We start from the raw sequence: 17,187 nt of genomic DNA, 5'->3' as shown, positions 1-17,187 counted from the left end.
GGTTATGATCATGAGGAAAATTCTATATTTGTGTCTCTTTTGGGTTTTGGGAAGTTATTCAGCAATGGCAGCGACTTGTTGCAGTGATGATGAGAAGGCTGCCGAGCTGAAACGAGTGATTGGGTATAATCAACCCGCCGAACAGTTCTTCTTTGAAGCCAGTGAAAAAGCCATCGCAATGAAAGATGATGGCGTGCAGTTTATTCTGACGGGAAATAATTCCTATATTTTTAACGGAGAACGTTCTGAAGTGAGTGTCCAGAGCCCGTATGAGGTAGGTGACACGATTCGTTATCAGTTCTCTTTCAAGTTGCTCGACTCTCCGGTCTTTTCCGAAGGATGGGATGGAGTTTGGACGATTGTGGCTCAGTGGCATGATCAACCGGATCCGAGAAAAGGGGAGACTTGGTCAAACTATAAGAGTAGCTCGCCACCGCTTTCCTATCAGCTCGAATATGATGATCAACTGTATCTGGTACTGCATACCAAGAATCATGATGAAAGAATTCCCGTCCGGCCTAATCAGCAAATTACCTGTCGAACTCAAGTGCACTGGCTCTATCAGGCTGATGGCCGTGTATCGGGCTGGTGTGATGTCGATGGGACGCGTCACCCATTTGATTTTAAAGATAAAATTATGATTAATAATTATTATCACTATTTTAAATTTGGTTTATACCGCGACAAAAATATCGATGAATTAATGGGCATCGAATATAGCGCGCTGACGATCAATGAGGTAAACGATGAAGAATAAGATATTGTTGGTTGCTTCTCCCGGCGGGCACTTTGTCCAATTGAGTCTGCTTTCTGAAAAACTCGATAGCTGTGAAAGAGTGATCGCGGGGGCTTATGATAAGCAGCCCGGTTTTATGGAAGGAGAGCGATATTATCAAATCTCTGATTTCAGCCGGGATACCGCTTATCTGGCGATTAAAGTCGTCTTCCAGTGTCTGAAGATCCTCAGCAAAGAGCGTCCGTCTCTGGTGGTGACCACGGGCGCAGCCCCCGGACTGGTGATGGCTCTGATCAGTAAGATGCGTGGCATCAAAACAGTCTGGGTTGACAGTATCGCCAATTCAAAAAAGCTATCGTTATCAGGACGATTAGCAGCAAAATGTCGTATTCACGTTGTCTCGCAATGGCGGGAAGTCGCTGAATCCCATCAGGTGACTTATCAAGGAAGAGTCATATGATTTTTTTAACTGTAGGTACACAGCTCCCGTTTGACCGGCTGGTTAAAACGGTCGATCAATTGGCTCAAAAGTATCATTTGGATGTTTGTAGCCAGATCGGTGATTCTGACTATCAGGCCAACGCAATGCAGAGTGCGAAGTTTTTTGCACCGGATGAACTTGATGAACAGTTTCGCCAGTCAGAACTGATCATCTCCCACGCCGGGATGGGGACAATTATTAATTGTTTGCGGATCCGCAAACCGTTAATTATTTTCCCCCGGCTGGCTCAGTATCAGGAACATCGCAATGATCATCAGTTGGATACATTGAATTCATTTTCAAATGTGAAAGGTATTTATACCGCCCGGGATGAACAAGCGCTTGAAGCATTGCTGAGTAATTATCAGACATTACAGGCACCGGACGGACTGGATACGCCAGAACGTGATCAATTGACACAATATATTCTGTCGCTGGCAACTGCATGATTTTTATAATCTATAGTTGATATTAACCATGATGAAAAAAATTAAAGACTTTATACAAATTCAGCTCCGACAACGTCTGCTTTCTTTCAATGTGTGGTATCTCAACCGATTTTTCGGAACGCATATTGATTCAACGGCAAGAATTTCTTTAAAAGCCAAAATCGATAAACGTAATGGTGACGGAATCTATATCGGTGAAGGGACATACGTTGCTTTTGGCGTGGCAATTCTGGCTCATGATATGTGTCGTCATCTCAAAGCGGATGTCCGTATCGGTAAAAATTGTCATATCGGTTGTAATTCACTGATTTTACCCGGTGTGACGATTGGTGATTCATGTATTGTGGCCGCCGGTGCAGTGGTGACCAAAGATGTCCCGCCGAACACGTTAGTGGCGGGGAATCCGGCTGTCGTCAAAAAAGAAGGTATTCAATTGAATCGGCTGGGAATTTTTCCGAAAGATTCGCTCCAATAATGGAAAGATAATCAATGATAGGTATCAACAATCAACGTAAACATTGGCTAAAGTTAAACCGAGGTCGTTGTTATATCGGGATGCTCATGGTGTTGGTGACTCCTTTTCAGGCAAGTCAGGCAAGCGATGACACAATAACGTATCCGAACGGGGCACATGTTGCGGTTCATTTGTCGTATGATGATGCATTACCGTCTCAGTTGGAACATGCTGTTCCGACACTTGATCAATACAATATCAAAGGTACTTTCTATCTGTTGCCGGGGTCAGAAACTCTCAATAATGAGCAACAGGTTGAGGCTTGGAAAAAAGCGGCGCAGAACGGGCATGAACTGGGTAATCATACCGTCTTTCATCCCTGTTCCTCGAAAGGCTCGGATCGGAATTGGGTTAAACCGTACGCTTCTCTGGAACAGCGGTCGCCGGAGTGGATGGCCGCGGAAGTGAAAATGGCGAATACGTTCCTGTTTTTACTCGATGGGCAAAAAAGTCGCACGTTCACGCCACCATGTTTTGAAACCATGACAGGGAGCGGTGATTATCTGGCAGCTGTCCGGCCTCTGGTCGCCGGGGTCTATGGACAAACGCTACCCAAGCCGGAAGAAGTTTTCTGGTCTGCTCATAATGTTTCAGGTAAAAAATTGATCAACTACATTAAACATTCCGCAGCGAATCCGCAGACTAAAGTTATCGGGATTAAATTTCACGGGGTTGGCGGTGATTATTTATCTACCAGTGATAAAGCGCATCTCGAATTAGTAAAATATTTAGCGAAGCATCGCGATAAATATTGGGTGACAACCTATAAAAATATTGTTGATTATATCCATCAGCAATAATTATCCCTGACGATCAATCATTTCTCGCCTGTTATCGGGACTCATTGAGCCGGTTATTGCACCATTGATGAGTCTCACTTATGTTTATTTTAAAATACATTTGTCTCATTATTGATATTAGGGGGCGTTCCTAATTCAGTGATCTTGTTTTACCCAGCCTCCTCGCTCTATAGTTTGAATCATCTGATGAATGTAATCACCATTAAAAATGGAATTGTTATATTCATCATCTGGGGGAATGGATAGCCATGATTGACTTGGCGCAACGACGGGTAGGCGGGTAATAGTTATGAAACGCAAAGGATTTGTAGTGAATATTTTATGGAGTGCCGGACTGGCATTCTCCGTAATGGCTGCACCGGAGAACGGAACTCAGACGGACAACGTTTCGGCAGTGGCTTCTAATACAGCGACCAGTACAGCACAGGCGCGGGTCGGGCAACAGGTTGATCAACTGTTCACTGCCAACTCACCACTCGACGTCGTTCGTATCATGAGTGAGGAAAGCCCACTTGATGCCCCGCTAGTGCTTCAGGCTGTGTACCGTAAAGCACCAAATGTTTCTCTTGAAGAACTGGTATTAGCCGCGTTTAACGCAGCACCTGAGTCTGCGCTGGCAATTGCATCAATGGCGCTCGATTTAGGTTTGGATGCGACATTGTTACCGGGGTTGGCAATTACTGCCAATATTGACCCGACAACCGTTGCGCAAGCAACTGCAGCCGGTCCGGCAACGCAAACACCGATTATCAGACGTCACCCTCGGGGAAGTGGTATTTCTCCGAGTTAATGATGTACAACGAGGACTTCCTTACTGTCAGAACGCAACATAATAACGTGAATCTTGGCCGGCATAAGGACATGCGTCGTAGCGAAGGTTGGTGCTGGTATTCCCTGTTGCTCATGCTGCTGTGGCTGCCGATTCCGCTCGGCAGCCACAGAATGTGGTCATGGTCGATATTTGAAATCTGGATAGCCTGCCAGACGCTGTTGTTGATTGGGTCTTTATGGCATCAGTTCCCCTGGCAGAAAATCCGTAAATTTGTCTGGTTGCTGGTACCACTGAGTCTCTTTCAATGTTGGATTGCGGTTCAGACCATACCATTACCAGTTGATATGCTGCGTGTGATTGCACCGGATATTGCTCAGGTTTATATGCAGGCCGGGGCGGATGTCGGTAGCCTTTCCTATGACCGTTATGCGACCATGATCGGGCTGATGAAAGGAATCGCCTATACGTTGTTTGCGCTGAATGCCATTATTTTGATCGATTCTGTTCCGCGTGTGAAAGCCGTACTGTATGCGCTCGTGATCAGTGGAACTTTTCAATCATTCTATGGCGTTCTGACCGTTTTATCAGACACTCACCGAAGCTGGTTCTTCGGCTTGCCGCAAGGCAACCGGGCTACGGGCACTTTTGTTTATTTTAATCATTTAGCCAATTATCTGGTGATGTGTTTGTGTCTGGGAATCGGGTTGATTGTCTCGCAATTGCATCAGACCGAATCCGGGTCTTGGCATGTACGTATCAGACGGTGGTTCAATGCACTGATGTCCGCCAAAATGATGATCCGTTTATGTCTGATTGTGATGGTGATTGCTCTGATTATGACGCGCTCCCGAATGGGCAATACGGTTTTCTTCTCAGTGATCGCATGTGGTGGGGTCGTTGCGCTATGTTTTTATAAGCGCAGACCGAGGGCGTTGACGGCATTGATTGTATCTATGATGCTGATTGATACATTGCTGGTCGGTACATTGTTTGGTATTGATAAGGTTCAGCAGCGTATCGCATCCACTTCTGTTGCAACTGAGACGCGTGATCAGGCGGTGCAGTGGAGTCTGGATATCATCCGCGACTATCCGTTGACCGGTACGGGATTAGGCAGCTTCTATTCTACTTTCCCCCACTACACGCACTACAATATCGGCTATTACAACTATGCCCATAACGAGTATATTCAATTCGCTGCCGAGACGGGAATCCCGGCGGTTGTCCTTTTAGGTATACCGATACTGGTCGCATTGTGGTTTTGTTTTCATGTGATCAGAACCCGGCATAGTAAAACGTTGAAAGGAACCGCATTAGGATGCCTGATGGGGATTCTGGCGATGATGGCGCAAATTAGTGTCGATTTCCATCTACAGGCCCCCGCGAATGCTGTGACATTTATTCTGATTTTAGTGTTGTCTGGCTGTGTGAGGCAAATTCAAATCCGTCCGGAAAAACATTCTGTTTACGTTGAAAAAATTACCGTATGAAAGCCATCGTTTTATTTGGTCACGGAGATATTATCAGACGAGAACTTGTTTTATTAATAAGAATGACACAATAAATATTGTTATTTATTTTGCGCTGAACAAGAACTTTCATGAAATTGACGTCTGTGCTCTTAATCTATGGATTAATTCTGCAAGTCGTTCAGAACACGATAAATATTACGCCAATCGGTATCGTGAATCGTTTTTACGAAGATTGTTTGTAGAGATGAACGGAACGTCAGTACGATAAAATATCGGGGAATACAATGAAAAAGACATTAATTGCTTTAGCAGTGGCAAGCAGCGCTTCGGTGGCTCATGCCGCAGAAATATACTCACTCGATGGTGTAACCGTTGATTTATCCGGGGAAGTTGATGTGCAGTATTATAAATCTCAGGATCAAAGTCAGCATTCTGAATGGAATGTCAACGAAGCGAAGTTTGGCTTTGATATGACTTATGAGATGACTGAGGATCTGGTCGTTGGCTCACATATGGATATTGATGCCAATGATGAAGAAGACAACGGGTCGATCCGACGAGGTGATGTATACGGTAAGATCATCTATCTTCAGTCCCATACGATTAGTTTTGGCGCACAACCGACCATTCTGGATGACTCCGGTATCGGGGACGACTATGAATTCGGTTTTACCTCTTTCGTGGAAAGTGCCAAGAATGAAGGGGATCAGGTCATTAAATATAAATATGACGGCGGTGAGATGTTCTATGGCGGGCTGGCTTATTTAGAGAATAAGAATAATACCAATACTTCGGGTAGTGATGATGACTATCAGCTTGATGGGAATTTAGGTGCAAGAGTAGAAGATTTTGACTTTACCGTTTTTCTTGCCCATGCCCAGAAAAATAGTATTGATATTAGTACCTACGATCTGGAAATCCGGTATTTGTATGGTGACTGGCAGTTTGCCACAACGTATGGTGTCTCTGCGACAGAGCAGGAAAATGCCTCGGATCGGGATAAATCAACCTATGGTCTGACGGTCAGCTATAGTGATGGCGGCCGATTGGAATATGCTGCCGGATGGGCGGTGGTTGAGACGAAGCATAGTATCAGCAATGCTGTACCGGACGGGGATGTCAATGATTTCTATGTTAATGTGACTTACTCATTGTCAAATGATGTTGCGCTTTATGCCGAAGTCGGTTTAACGGATGAGGATAACCAAGATACCGGTTATGTCATTGGTATGGACACAACGTTCTGATATCGCGGTGCTACGGCTTGTTGATTGCGTTGCTCCTGTCTCAGTCGGTGTTGATTGATTTGCAGACGCCGGAGCACCGTTCGGGACAAGCCGATGCAGATTGATCAATGATAATCATACTTAAGGGAGTCATTTTTGAAACATATTCAATCTATTTTTGTAGGGGTTCTTGTCGCGAGCTTTGCCGGCACGACTTTCGCAGCAGAATTAACCTTGCCGGGGAGTGTTGAATTATTGGCTCTCGACGGGCAGAAAGTTGATCATACCAACACACTGAAGCTGTCTGAAGGGCAGCATCAGTTGGTGTTCCGGTATGAAGAATCGCTGCGTTTCGGGACTCGTAAAAAGAAGTATCAGTCGACGCCTTTGATTGTTTCCATCCCGTTTGCTGAATCGGCACAAATGACGCTTAGTCATTCTCGTTTTCGGGATTATTCGGCAGCGGAATCCGCATTTGAGAATGGAACCGTGTCCTGGCAATTAGCTGATCAACAGGCGCGGTTGACTGACCTTGAGCCCGTTGAACTGCCCGGCAATCCCGGCTTTCTGCCTTATCAAAATATTGAAGCTGCCATTCAGCGTTATAACCGACAGCATGAGATGCCGTCAGTGAAGGCGAGTCCTGCATTCGACATCAGACCGCAAGAACAAGAACCGCTGAACAACAGCCGTCAAGCGGTTGCTCATCCGCCGTCAGATGCTCGAAATTCCAAAAATTTTGTGCCCCGGATTCAGGCTTGGTATTTACAAGCGACTGATGCAGAAAGGAAAGCCTTACTCAAATGGATGATTGAGCAGCAATAACGCGGCGAAGAGATATCTTATGTTTGACAACATTCTTGTGATTTGTGCGGGGAATATTTGCCGCTCTCCTTATGCTGCCGGGCGGCTGCAGCGTCTCATGCCATCTCATACAGTGTGTTCAGCCGGTTTGATCACCGAAAAAAGCGGACTTGCCGGTGCTGCGGCAGCTACGGTGGCACAAGATATTGCCAGTACTCTGGGGATCGATCTGAGTGCTCACCGGGCACAGCAGATTACCCCCACCATGGTTGATTCCAGTGATTTAATTTTAGTGATGAACCAAAATCAGATTGAGATGCTGAGCCGAATGTTTCCTAAAGCACGCCATAAAACCATGCTTTTCGGACATTGGCTTGGCATCAGTCAGATCGACGATCCTTATCAGAAATCCTCAGAAGTTTTTCAACAGGTTTATGCTGTTCTTGATCGGGCTGCGAAAGCGTGGGCCGAGAAGATCAATCCGTAATACCTTCTCCACAGATTGATTATTTTTTAACGTATAAGCTCAGTCTGTGCCATATTTATATATATGTATCATAATAAAATCCCCCTATCTTTTGTCATGCTTCCCAAAATAAGAAGACTATACATATACATACAACAATCTTACTTTTCTCTGTTATTTCAGATTATTTTGCCATGCATGATTGCGCCTGATGAATGAACGAAGTTGCTTGTTTGAATTAAATGGATTCGTATTGGTGTTTTTATTCAGCTATTTTTGCTGAAACAACACCTGAGGTAACTCGGGGATTTCCCCGGTTCATGATAAATGAAATCGTCTGTTGAATGATGAGGGAGAGAAAATATGAAGTTAGCTAGGTGGTTTTTATCGACGCGTCATCGATTGTTTGGTGCGTTGATAATGATGTGTTTATGCGTGGGTACTGTTACGGTTGAGGCCAGCGAAACCGACTCAACGAGTCTGCCCACGCCTCAATTACTGGAAAGTTTCGATACTATGGACGGGTGGGCCGTCAATAGCGGAGGCATTTTCCGGCAAGTCTGTCCAGTCACTGAAGGGCAGGGGGCAATGGCAGTTTTGGGTAAGGGGGAAGAACTGTCTCATGTCATTGCCCAGAAGACATTAACGGAGTCGATCAATTCAAGTGATATGGGTGTGATCGCTTTTGCTGTACATAAAACGTTACCTCGCGTGACGAGTAATCTGAATGTCAGGCTGGGAACGGCTGGTGGCTCGTACACTGGCGTGAATTATAATCTTAATGTAGCCAATCTGACTTCGAATGCACCATTGAAAACATATTGGATTGTATTTCACCAGTCAGAAGATCCATTGTTGTCACAATCGGTTGATATTACAAAAGTTCGGGTCAGTTCACCGGCACGCAATCCCCCTTATATGATTAACAATACCATTGATTCACTGTATGCAAATGCAAAGGGGCAACCCACGGTTGTGATCGGTTTTGATGACGGGGAAGATACAATAGAAAGTATTGCCTACCCTTATATGACGCAGTACGGTTTGGTCGGGACGATTTATCTGCCGACTCAGCAGGTTGGTTGGGTTGACCGGTTGAGCTGGGAGCAAGTTGCGATGTTGTCGGAGGCCGGTTGGGCGATTAGTGTGGATGGTTCTCCGGACGATACACCGATGACTGACACTGCCGATGTTGCTACTGCGGTAGCCAATGCAACTTCTGCGTGGGATGACTTGAAGCAGCATGGTCTGGACTCCGATGCGATGTATCACCTGTGCTACCCCGGCGGAAAATTTTTCGATACTTCTGTCCGACCGGTTCAGGTAACCGCCATGACTTCGGATGGTTCAAATGTGGTGACCCTCGATGACAGCTATCCGATCCATGTCGGGATGCGAGTCTACGGTTCGAATATTCCCAAGAACACCTATGTGATTAACGGTGGTGGAGAGGCTGTATCTTCGGTGACTTTGTCACGAAAGATTCCGCCGCAAAATTTACCCGCCATGTTTAATGATGAGTCAGGGGAGTTTTATTTAGATAAACTGCCGGCAGCACTGAATAAAGCCGGATTTAAATCAGGACGGATTACTGTTGGCGGTGATATGTATACCCGCTTCGGCTTCGGGGGCAGAGAGATGACCACGATTGGTCAGGGAGCCTCTTACATGACGTTCAACCAGTTTTTACCGTTATTAGAGCAGGTGGTTTTACGTGGCACCACGATGGAAACTTATTTCCATCGGATTGTGCCGGATCCTGAAGAAGGCTGGACGCCTGACACACCGAATCCGGGGATCAATGTTTATGAGTCATTTTTCAAAGCTTATATTGATGCGGTGGCTGAAAAGGTTCAGTCCGGAGAGCTGGTTGTGCTGACCAAACCACAGTGGTATGAGCGGGATATTGATAAGACGGTTCCGGAATCATAATTGAGGGAGCGCTCACGGCTTCTCAAATAATCGCTGTTTAACATCGGCCCGAAAGGGCGGCCGGCTTCTCTCCCGTTGAGTTGACCAAATTGTGGTGACTCCTATCGGTGGGGGAAGTCGGCTTTTGTGCGTTGCGTACAGAATGTGCAGCTCTGCTACAAAGTGCTACATTATTTTGGGTTGAATTTCGCTACACTGAGGCAAACGTCGTTTTATGTTGAGGAGTCGGAGATAAATGACTGACTTTGCGAATTACAATAAACGGATTCTTCTGGTTGAAGATGACATTGAACTTGCGAGCCTGATCGAGGATTTTTTGTCTCGCTATGGTTTTGAAGTGAATACCGTGAACAACGGTACAGATGCTGTCCGGCAAGTGGCTGAACTTCATCCGGATCTGGTGATTTTGGATGTGATGCTACCGGGGATGAACGGCATGGAAGTGTGTAAAACGATACGTGCTTTCTATTCCGGTTATATCTTGATGCAAACGGCTTTAGATGATGATGTTGATCAGATGAAGGGATTGGAAATCGGTGCTGATGATTACGTGATTAAGCAGGTAAAACCCCACCTGTTACTGTCCCGGATTTATGCTTTATTACGGCGCTCTGAACGAAAACTCTCCCATGCAAATGCAACAGAGGGGACCGGCGCTCCAGCTGCAAATACATCATTTTTTTCAAACACATTGGTTTGTGGGCCGCTCACTGTTGATGTCAGTAATCGAAGTGTCGTGTTAAATCAGGTTCCCGTTGAGACGACGACGGCGGAGTTTGAACTATTGGTGTTACTGGCGAGCACCGTGGGTCAAGTGGTCAGTCGCGATGAGATTTTGCAAAAAATCCGTGGTTTTGAATATGATGGTTTGGATCGTTCGATTGATCGCAGAATATCCCGTTTGCGGCAAAAATTGGTACTGGAAGATGGCAAAGAGTTGATTAAAACGGTCAGAGGGATCGGTTACCAGCTGTGTGTTTATACCGACTGAACTACAACCTGAACCGCATCGGAATGTCACGAGTCTGTCTCCCGACAGGCTATTTGTTTTGCCGGTGAAACCGTGTTCGGCCAATCCCTGAGCTTTCTTTTTACTACTACAGACTGTCACACAGCGTCACCATAAGTATCTCAAATTTCAGCCTCTGTTCAATGATAATGACAGCATGATTCATGTTGTCCGTTTTCATTGTTGTCAGAGGAAAAAGTAATGAAAAAATTCATCAGTATTTTAGGTTCCGCCAGTGTATTGCTCGCATCGACGGGCGAGGCTGCGACTTGGGTTGGTATTGAGACGGGGATTGGTTCTTCTGATTATAAGTCGGCATCGGATAGTATTGATGTTTCATGGACCGGTGCGATTCAGGCCGGAGTTGATTTGAACCAGAACTGGAGCGTTTTAGCGGGCGTACATATGGGATCCGGGAGTAGTGTGCCACGCAAAGAAATCGGTGTGATCACTGAGTCAGAAGAGGAACTTGATTATCGTGCCGTCTCCCTGAGCCTGAACCGCAACTTCTATCTTACGGATCGCCAGTTTCTTTATGCGTCTGTCGGGGTGAACTATAACCAGACCGAAGTTGAATTACGTTCAGTCAAAACCATTGACGAAGACGGGATTGGTTATAATTTACGGGCGGGGTGGCTATTTCGCTTAGATCAGCGTTTTTCGGTCAATGTCGGCCTGCAACGTTTAGGGATGAGTGATGTGGATGTCAACTCAGCGAATATCGGACTGATGTATCGATTTTAGTCAAAGCGATGGTGAGGCCAGAGAGTACGGGCTTTTTATCATCGTGGCGCGAGTGAATCTGCGATTCATCTCGGTGAACATCGTGATGACCAGCTTGCTGACCTGTAAATCTTGGCTGATTTAAGCAACCGTGATTGTTTAAACAGTCAAGATCAGCGAGAATAGCAGCCTATTTCGATTCACATGACGGATTTGAGCTGCGGCGAGCCCGAAAGGCGGCTTGATACATATGTACAAATCCGTGTACAGATAAAAGATTTTATTCATGGCTGACCAGAATTTTCTCGACGAAGTTAATAAACGAAGAACCTTTGCTATCATTTCTCACCCGGATGCGGGTAAAACCACCATTACTGAAAAAGTGCTGTTGTTCGGACGTGCGATTCAGCAAGCCGGTACTGTTAAAGGACGTGGCTCGAATCAACATGCGAAATCAGACTGGATGGATATGGAAAAAGAGCGGGGCATCTCGATTACCACGTCAGTCATGCAGTTTCCTTACAATGATTGTCTGGTCAATCTGCTTGATACTCCCGGACACGAAGACTTTTCTGAAGATACATACCGGACACTGACTGCTGTCGATTCTTGTCTGATGGTCATCGATGCGGCCAAAGGGGTTGAGGATCGGACCCGTAAGCTGATGGAAGTGACCCGTCTGCGGGATACGCCGATTGTCACCTTCATGAATAAATTAGACCGGGATATCCGCGATCCGATGGAATTGCTGGATGAAGTTGAGAACGAGCTGAATATTCTCTGTGCGCCAGTGACCTGGCCGATTGGCTGCGGTAAAAACTTCAAAGGTATCTATCACTTGCAGCGTGATGAAACCATTTTATATTCAACCGGTCAGGGGCATACCATTCAGGAGTTGCGGGTTGTCAAAGGGCTCGATAATCCGGCGCTTGATCAGGCAGTAGGTAGTGAGCTGGCAGCGCAACTAAGAGAAGAGCTGGAACTGGTTGTCGGCGCCTCGAATGAATTTGATCAGGAACTCTTTCTTCAGGGCGAGCTGACACCGGTATTCTTCGGCACTGCGTTGGGGAACTTCGGCGTCGATCATATGCTGGACGGTCTGACTGAATGGGCACCGTCACCTATGCCGCGTGAAACGGCTGAACGTTTAGTCCATGCCACGGAAGAAAAGTTCTCCGGGTTTGTGTTTAAAATTCAGGCCAATATGGATCCGAAACACCGTGACCGGATCGCTTTTATGCGGATCGTGTCTGGCTCTTACCAGCAAGGGATGAAGATCAATCACGTCCGGATCGGGAAACAGATCAGCATTTCTGATGCGGTGACGTTCATGGCCGGTGACCGGGCGCGGGCGGAAGAGGCATTTGCCGGGGATATTATCGGGTTACACAATCACGGTACGATTCAGATTGGTGATACCTTTACCCAGGGAGAAACCATAAAATTCTCCGGGATTCCTAATTTTGCCCCCGAGCTGTTCCGCCGCATTCGGCTGAAAGATCCATTGAAACAGAAACAACTGTTGAAAGGACTGGTACAGCTATCTGAAGAAGGTGCCGTACAGGTTTTCCGTCCGATGCAAAATAACGATCTGATCGTTGGTGCGGTCGGGGTGCTACAGTTTGATGTGGTGGTTGCCCGTCTGAAATCTGAATATAACGTTGAAGCGATTTACGAGAGTGTTAACGTTGCAACCGCCCGTTGGGTTGAGTGTGATGATGTCAAAAAGTTAGATGAATTCCAGCGTAAGAATCAGGCTAATCTGGCTTTAGACGGTGGGGATAATCTGGCTTATATTGCGCCGACGATGGTCAATCTTAACCTCGCAAAAGAACGTTTCCCGGATATTGATTTCCGAGCGACTCGCGAGCATTAATCGCGTTACCGCAGAGACAAAAAAGCTCCCTTGGGGAGCTTTTTTGATCACGGCGTCAAAGCAACGTTACTTTTTCTTTTTGGCGGTTTTCTTCTTCACGACTTTTTTATCTTTGGTCGCTGCTTTTTTCTTGGCCGGTGACTTTTTCTTTTTGAAGACCGGCTTTTTATGTTTCGGCCGCAGTCCGTCAATAAACCGTTCTTTGATCTCTTCGCTCATGTAACGCTGAATTCGTTCGATCATCGGTTGGTCATGCGCTTCAACCAGAGAAATTGCAATCCCTTTTTTACCGGCTCGGGCGGTACGGCCGATTCGGTGCAGGAATACATCTGCAGTTCGTGGGAGATCATAGTTGATCACATGGCTGATATCTGAAATGTCTAAACCACGGGCGGCAACATCGGTGGCCAGCAAAATGTTGATCTCACCTTCCCGAAACCGGTTAATTGCATTGTTACGCCGTTCTTGCGGCATTTCGCCTTGAATCCAGGCACAGGGGATCTGGCTGCGCTCTAGTTCTGAACGTAACTCTGCCAGTCGATCACGGGTTTTGACGAAGACGATGGCTCGCTGAGACTGCGTGGTCAGGATCTCTTTAAGCAGCTCATTTTTATGAGCTAAGCTATCTGCCCGGTGATACCACTGGGTGATTTTCTTTCTTTCCCGGCGTGGGGGATCCGCACGGACTTCCGCCGGGTCGCTTAACAGATCTTCCGCAAACCCATCAACGCCTTTCCCTTCGAGGGTGGCAGAGAACAGCAAGGTTTGTTTACGCCAGCGACATTCAGAGGAAAGACGATTCACGGTTGGTGCAAAGCCCATATCCAGCATCCGATCCGCTTCATCCAGAATCAACCATTCGATGGCGCGACAATCAAAACGCTCGGCTTCAATATATTCCATTAACCGACCGGGAGTCGCGACCACAATATCTTGGGTCGCATTGAGCAGGTCGGCATGTTGCTGATATTGAACACCACCGGTTATCGTCACAATTTTCAGGTGGGTCAGCTGAGCCAGCGTCTGGATCTGTTCCGCGACCTGAATCGCGAGTTCACGGGTTGGGGTGAGGATCAGCACTCGCGCCGGCCCCGGTTTCTTGCGCGGGAAGTCGATTAAATACTGAATTGCGGGCAGACCAAACGCTGCGGTTTTTCCTGTCCCTGTCGGGGCACAAGCCATGACATCCCGACCGTCTAAAGCGTAGGGAATGGACTCGGCCTGAACTTGTGTCGGGCGAGTAAATCCTGCTTTTTCTATGGCTTCAAGAAGACAGGGATCTAATTCTAAGTCTGAAAAATTTTTAATCACGGCTATTTCTCTGCTTGTCGAACGCTCTGCATCAAAACGCTCATTCATCAAACTATCTGTTAAGCTATCCGTTATCAGTGATCTGTGCAACGGAGACGGCAAAACCAAAGCTCGGCATTATAGAGACTTCCATCACGATCTTACATCCTTTTTTACATCTTCAGGTAAAACGCTTGGGTGAGTTCGGTAAACGCGGGCGTATAGCTGTTTTGGATACGGATAGTAAGCCGGGTCTCTTCACAAGCCGGTGGTTTTGTTTTGCTGAGTGAAAACAGGATACGAGCCGGCGGTTTGGTGTCAGTGGGAGAAACCAGGCAATAGCGGGTTAAAAACCATCCTTGTTGCTTGGCGATGTTAATCAGTGCATCTCCTTCCTGACAAGGCAGAATCAGGTTGAGTTGACCTGTCGGAGAGAGCAGGTGTTGACAGTGGTGTAAGAGCTGTTGGTGAGAAAAACCGGAAACATGCCGGGCAAGGGCTCGTGTCGGGGCGGTTGCAACTTGTCCGGAGGTAAAATAAGGCGGATTACAGATGATCGCATCATAATCTGAGTGGGGCGTGAAGGTTAAAATATCTTGATGCTTTACCTCGATCCGGGAAGCCCAGGGAGAATTGTCCCGGTTATTGAGAGCGGTCTGAATTGCTTGTTGATCAATATCGAGTGCAGTGATCTGCGCCTTTGGGAAGCGTTGAGCACAAAATAAAGCGAGTAAGCCTGTGCCCGTTCCGATATCGAGAATCGATCGCAGGTTGTGACCATTCATCCAAGCACCCAATAACACGCCGTCTGTGCTGACGGGCATACCACATTCCCCGGCGGATACTGAAAATTGCTTGAAATGGAACATCTTGGGATGCTGTGATTTTTTCTTCATGAATATTGTTCCATCAGTAACGAACTTCATCTCATTGAAGCAGTTCTTTATGCTTTCAGAGCATGAGATGTACATTTTAGCGGGAGACTGGCAACAATCACATGATCTTTCAAGAGGTTGAGTGTTGCTGCTTTTTGTGAATTATTTGTACTAAATGTTTTTAATTTTTGTATCATAATTTTGCTTTTTTATTAGATTATTGTTCTAGTAAATGTGATTTTACATGGATCGATTGACTAATTCTTATTGTGTTATTGATTATTTCATTCTGTTTGTACATGATCGCGCAAAAAACGAAAGACAGTTAACTGTCACTGTTACAAACACAACATAGACAATAAGAAGGTGCTCTGTGAAACAGACATTGAAATTAACCGATATTATGGCGGTCGGCTTTATGCTGTTCGCTTTTTTTCTTGGGGCCGGCAATATTATCTTCCCTCCGCTGGCCGGCCAAATGGCCGGCGAAAACCTTTCATCTGCAATGGGCGGTTTTTTACTGACTGCCGTCGGGCTTCCTCTGATCGCAATCATTGCTGTTGCCGTCGCCGGTGGTAGCTGGCAGCACTTAACTAAAGATTTACCGGTTAAAGTCTCGACGATCATGGCGGTGCTGATTTTCATCATTATTGGCCCTGCTTTTGCTGCACCCCGTACCGGGCTCGTTGCTTTTGAGATGGCATTTAAACCATTAGTCAGTGAAGGGAGCTTTACGAATCTTACTTTTTTCTCTGTTGCATTTTTTGTGATTGCTGCTTTTTTCTCTTGGTCTCAAGGCAAACTGATTGATTTGATTGGTAAGGTTTTAACTCCCACATTGTTTGTCGGGCTGATTATTGTGGCTGTCGGGGTGTTTATTCATCCGCAAGGTACAATCGCAGCGGCTCAGGGGGCGTATCTTGAAAAGCCGCTGACTACCGGTTTTCTGGAAGGTTATAACACCATGGATACCTTCGCTTCACTGATGTTCGGGATGTTGATGGTAGATGTGCTGCGGGGCAAAGGGATTACTGAATCCCGGGCTACGACCAAATATCTGATTGCTGCTGCCTTTATTGCGGCTTTCGGGCTCGCTTTTGTCTATATTTCGTTGTTCTATCTGGGAGCGACCAGTTCAATGGTTGCGATCGGGGCTGATAACGGGGGTGTGATACTCAGCCTTTATGTTCAGGCAATGTTTGGCTACTTTGGTCAGGTTGTCTTATCGGTCATTGTATTGTTGGCTTGTCTGACAACGGCAATTGGCCTGATTTCTGCCTGTTCTGATTACTTCAGTTCACTGACTCGTTTTAGTTACCACCAGTGGGTGGTTGTGAACAGTGTTGTCTGTGCCGTAGTTGCGAATGTGGGGTTGAGTCAGTTAATTTCACTGTCGATTCCGGTTTTATTTGCATTGTATCCGGTGGCGATCACTTTGGTTGCGCTGACATTTGTCCGGAATAAGCTCCCGAATCCTAAAGTTGCCTATCGAATTGCTTTGCTGGTGTCTTTTCTGTTTGCGTTGATCGATGCCTTTAAGTTTGTTGGCGTCGATGTTTCCTCTTTTAGTTTCTTGCCTCTGTTTAATATTGGGATGGGCTGGTTATTACCGACCGCGATTATATTCGTGGCGATGTTTTGCTTGTCTCGCCCGGAGCAAGCGATGGAAATGAACGAAGCAACCCATTGATATGTCGTCGTGAGTGAGAGTTTGCTTGCGACCAATCAATGTCATTCTTTTCCCCAAATCCCCGAACGCTGC

At 46.4% G+C, this 17,187-nt stretch carries 17 protein-coding genes; 15 read left to right on the top strand and 2 right to left on the bottom strand.

The window, feature by feature from the left end; genetic code table 11:
* Positions 1 to 10: 10 nt before the first annotated feature.
* From VR7878_RS02785 to prfC, 14 genes are all read left to right on the top strand, one after another.
* On the top strand, positions 11 to 757 hold the full coding sequence (locus VR7878_RS02785) for a heparin lyase I family protein (RefSeq protein ID WP_159440421.1): 747 nt from the start codon (positions 11 to 13) through the stop codon (positions 755 to 757).
* Positions 747 to 1,196: a glycosyltransferase family protein gene (locus VR7878_RS02780; protein ID WP_077333228.1), complete on the top strand. Its 450-nt coding sequence runs from the start codon at positions 747 to 749 to the stop codon at positions 1,194 to 1,196. Before VR7878_RS02785 ends, VR7878_RS02780 begins: the two co-directional genes overlap by 11 nt.
* Positions 1,193 to 1,666, top strand: a complete 474-nt coding sequence (locus VR7878_RS02775) for a glycosyltransferase (RefSeq protein WP_077333226.1) — start codon at positions 1,193 to 1,195, stop codon at positions 1,664 to 1,666. Before VR7878_RS02780 ends, VR7878_RS02775 begins: the two co-directional genes overlap by 4 nt.
* A 28-nt stretch (positions 1,667 to 1,694) precedes the next feature.
* The gene (locus VR7878_RS21535) at positions 1,695 to 2,141 is read left to right on the top strand and encodes an acyltransferase (protein WP_139343990.1); all 447 of its coding nucleotides are present in this window, start codon (positions 1,695 to 1,697) and stop codon (positions 2,139 to 2,141) included.
* 14 nt (positions 2,142 to 2,155) lie between these two features.
* Positions 2,156 to 2,980, top strand: coding sequence for a polysaccharide deacetylase family protein (locus VR7878_RS02765; RefSeq protein ID WP_077333224.1), 825 nt, complete (start codon positions 2,156 to 2,158; stop codon positions 2,978 to 2,980).
* Between the two features lie 310 nt (positions 2,981 to 3,290).
* The gene (locus VR7878_RS02760) at positions 3,291 to 3,770 is read left to right on the top strand and encodes a hypothetical protein (protein ID WP_077333222.1); all 480 of its coding nucleotides are present in this window, start codon (positions 3,291 to 3,293) and stop codon (positions 3,768 to 3,770) included.
* A 71-nt stretch (positions 3,771 to 3,841) separates the two neighbouring features.
* Entirely contained in the window at positions 3,842 to 5,242 is a 1,401-nt protein-coding gene (locus VR7878_RS02755; protein WP_077333220.1) for an O-antigen ligase family protein, read from the top strand.
* A gap of 266 nt (positions 5,243 to 5,508) precedes the next feature.
* Entirely contained in the window at positions 5,509 to 6,471 is a 963-nt protein-coding gene (locus VR7878_RS02750; RefSeq protein WP_077333218.1) for a porin, read from the top strand.
* A 135-nt stretch (positions 6,472 to 6,606) separates the two neighbouring features.
* Positions 6,607 to 7,275, top strand: a complete 669-nt coding sequence (locus VR7878_RS02745) for a YccT family protein (RefSeq protein WP_077333216.1) — start codon at positions 6,607 to 6,609, stop codon at positions 7,273 to 7,275.
* 19 nt (positions 7,276 to 7,294) lie between these two features.
* Entirely contained in the window at positions 7,295 to 7,741 is a 447-nt protein-coding gene (locus tag VR7878_RS02740; protein ID WP_077333214.1) for a low molecular weight protein-tyrosine-phosphatase, read from the top strand.
* Positions 7,742 to 8,083: 342 nt separating this feature from the next.
* On the top strand, positions 8,084 to 9,652 hold the full coding sequence (locus VR7878_RS02735) for a polysaccharide deacetylase family protein (RefSeq protein WP_077333212.1): 1,569 nt from the start codon (positions 8,084 to 8,086) through the stop codon (positions 9,650 to 9,652).
* Between the two features lie 235 nt (positions 9,653 to 9,887).
* Positions 9,888 to 10,643, top strand: a complete 756-nt coding sequence (locus VR7878_RS02730; RefSeq protein WP_077333210.1) for a response regulator — start codon at positions 9,888 to 9,890, stop codon at positions 10,641 to 10,643.
* Positions 10,644 to 10,862: 219 nt separating this feature from the next.
* Entirely contained in the window at positions 10,863 to 11,405 is a 543-nt protein-coding gene (locus tag VR7878_RS02725) for a porin family protein (RefSeq protein WP_077333208.1), read from the top strand.
* A gap of 265 nt (positions 11,406 to 11,670) precedes the next feature.
* A complete protein-coding gene (gene prfC / locus VR7878_RS02720) occupies positions 11,671 to 13,260 on the top strand; it encodes a peptide chain release factor 3 (protein ID WP_077333206.1) in 1,590 nt (529 codons plus the stop codon).
* A 66-nt stretch (positions 13,261 to 13,326) separates the two neighbouring features.
* On the opposite strand, the gene srmB is transcribed toward prfC, so the two are convergent.
* Together srmB and VR7878_RS02710 are read right to left on the bottom strand one after the other, a co-directional pair.
* A complete protein-coding gene (gene srmB, locus VR7878_RS02715; protein ID WP_077333349.1) occupies positions 13,327 to 14,571 on the bottom strand; it encodes an ATP-dependent RNA helicase SrmB in 1,245 nt (414 codons plus the stop codon).
* A gap of 152 nt (positions 14,572 to 14,723) precedes the next feature.
* A complete protein-coding gene (locus tag VR7878_RS02710; protein ID WP_077333204.1) occupies positions 14,724 to 15,446 on the bottom strand; it encodes a tRNA1(Val) (adenine(37)-N6)-methyltransferase in 723 nt (240 codons plus the stop codon).
* A 352-nt stretch (positions 15,447 to 15,798) separates the two neighbouring features.
* Between VR7878_RS02710 and brnQ the strand changes: the two genes are divergently transcribed.
* Positions 15,799 to 17,115 carry a branched-chain amino acid transport system II carrier protein gene (gene brnQ / locus VR7878_RS02705; protein ID WP_077333202.1) on the top strand — a complete coding sequence of 439 codons (1,317 nt, stop codon included), beginning with the start codon at positions 15,799 to 15,801 and terminating at the stop codon, positions 17,113 to 17,115.
* The last annotated feature ends 72 nt before the right edge of the window (positions 17,116 to 17,187 follow it).

Source organism: Vibrio ruber DSM 16370, from assembly GCF_900163965.1.
Lineage (GTDB): Bacteria > Pseudomonadota > Gammaproteobacteria > Enterobacterales > Vibrionaceae > Vibrio > Vibrio ruber.
Note: the sequence above shows the minus strand (reverse complement) of the source record. Positions and strands in the feature narration are given on the sequence as shown.

What these genes read in the sequence shown, in the direction of transcription:
- VR7878_RS02785 (WP_159440421.1), top strand. Translation starts at nt 11, where the DNA reads ATGAGGAAAATTCTATATTTGTGTCTCTTTTGGGTTTTGGGAAGTTAT.
- VR7878_RS02780 (WP_077333228.1), top strand. Translation starts at nt 747, where the DNA reads ATGAAGAATAAGATATTGTTGGTTGCTTCTCCCGGCGGGCACTTTGTC.
- VR7878_RS02775 (WP_077333226.1), top strand. Translation starts at nt 1,193, where the DNA reads ATGATTTTTTTAACTGTAGGTACACAGCTCCCGTTTGACCGGCTGGTT.
- VR7878_RS21535 (WP_139343990.1), top strand. Translation starts at nt 1,695, where the DNA reads ATGATGAAAAAAATTAAAGACTTTATACAAATTCAGCTCCGACAACGT.
- VR7878_RS02765 (WP_077333224.1), top strand. Translation starts at nt 2,156, where the DNA reads ATGATAGGTATCAACAATCAACGTAAACATTGGCTAAAGTTAAACCGA.
- VR7878_RS02755 (WP_077333220.1), top strand. Translation starts at nt 3,842, where the DNA reads ATGCGTCGTAGCGAAGGTTGGTGCTGGTATTCCCTGTTGCTCATGCTG.
- VR7878_RS02750 (WP_077333218.1), top strand. Translation starts at nt 5,509, where the DNA reads ATGAAAAAGACATTAATTGCTTTAGCAGTGGCAAGCAGCGCTTCGGTG.
- VR7878_RS02740 (WP_077333214.1), top strand. Translation starts at nt 7,295, where the DNA reads ATGTTTGACAACATTCTTGTGATTTGTGCGGGGAATATTTGCCGCTCT.
- VR7878_RS02735 (WP_077333212.1), top strand. Translation starts at nt 8,084, where the DNA reads ATGAAGTTAGCTAGGTGGTTTTTATCGACGCGTCATCGATTGTTTGGT.
- VR7878_RS02730 (WP_077333210.1), top strand. Translation starts at nt 9,888, where the DNA reads ATGACTGACTTTGCGAATTACAATAAACGGATTCTTCTGGTTGAAGAT.
- VR7878_RS02725 (WP_077333208.1), top strand. Translation starts at nt 10,863, where the DNA reads ATGAAAAAATTCATCAGTATTTTAGGTTCCGCCAGTGTATTGCTCGCA.
- prfC (WP_077333206.1), top strand. Translation starts at nt 11,671, where the DNA reads ATGGCTGACCAGAATTTTCTCGACGAAGTTAATAAACGAAGAACCTTT.
- VR7878_RS02710 (WP_077333204.1), bottom strand. Translation starts at nt 15,446, where the DNA reads ATGAAGAAAAAATCACAGCATCCCAAGATGTTCCATTTCAAGCAATTT.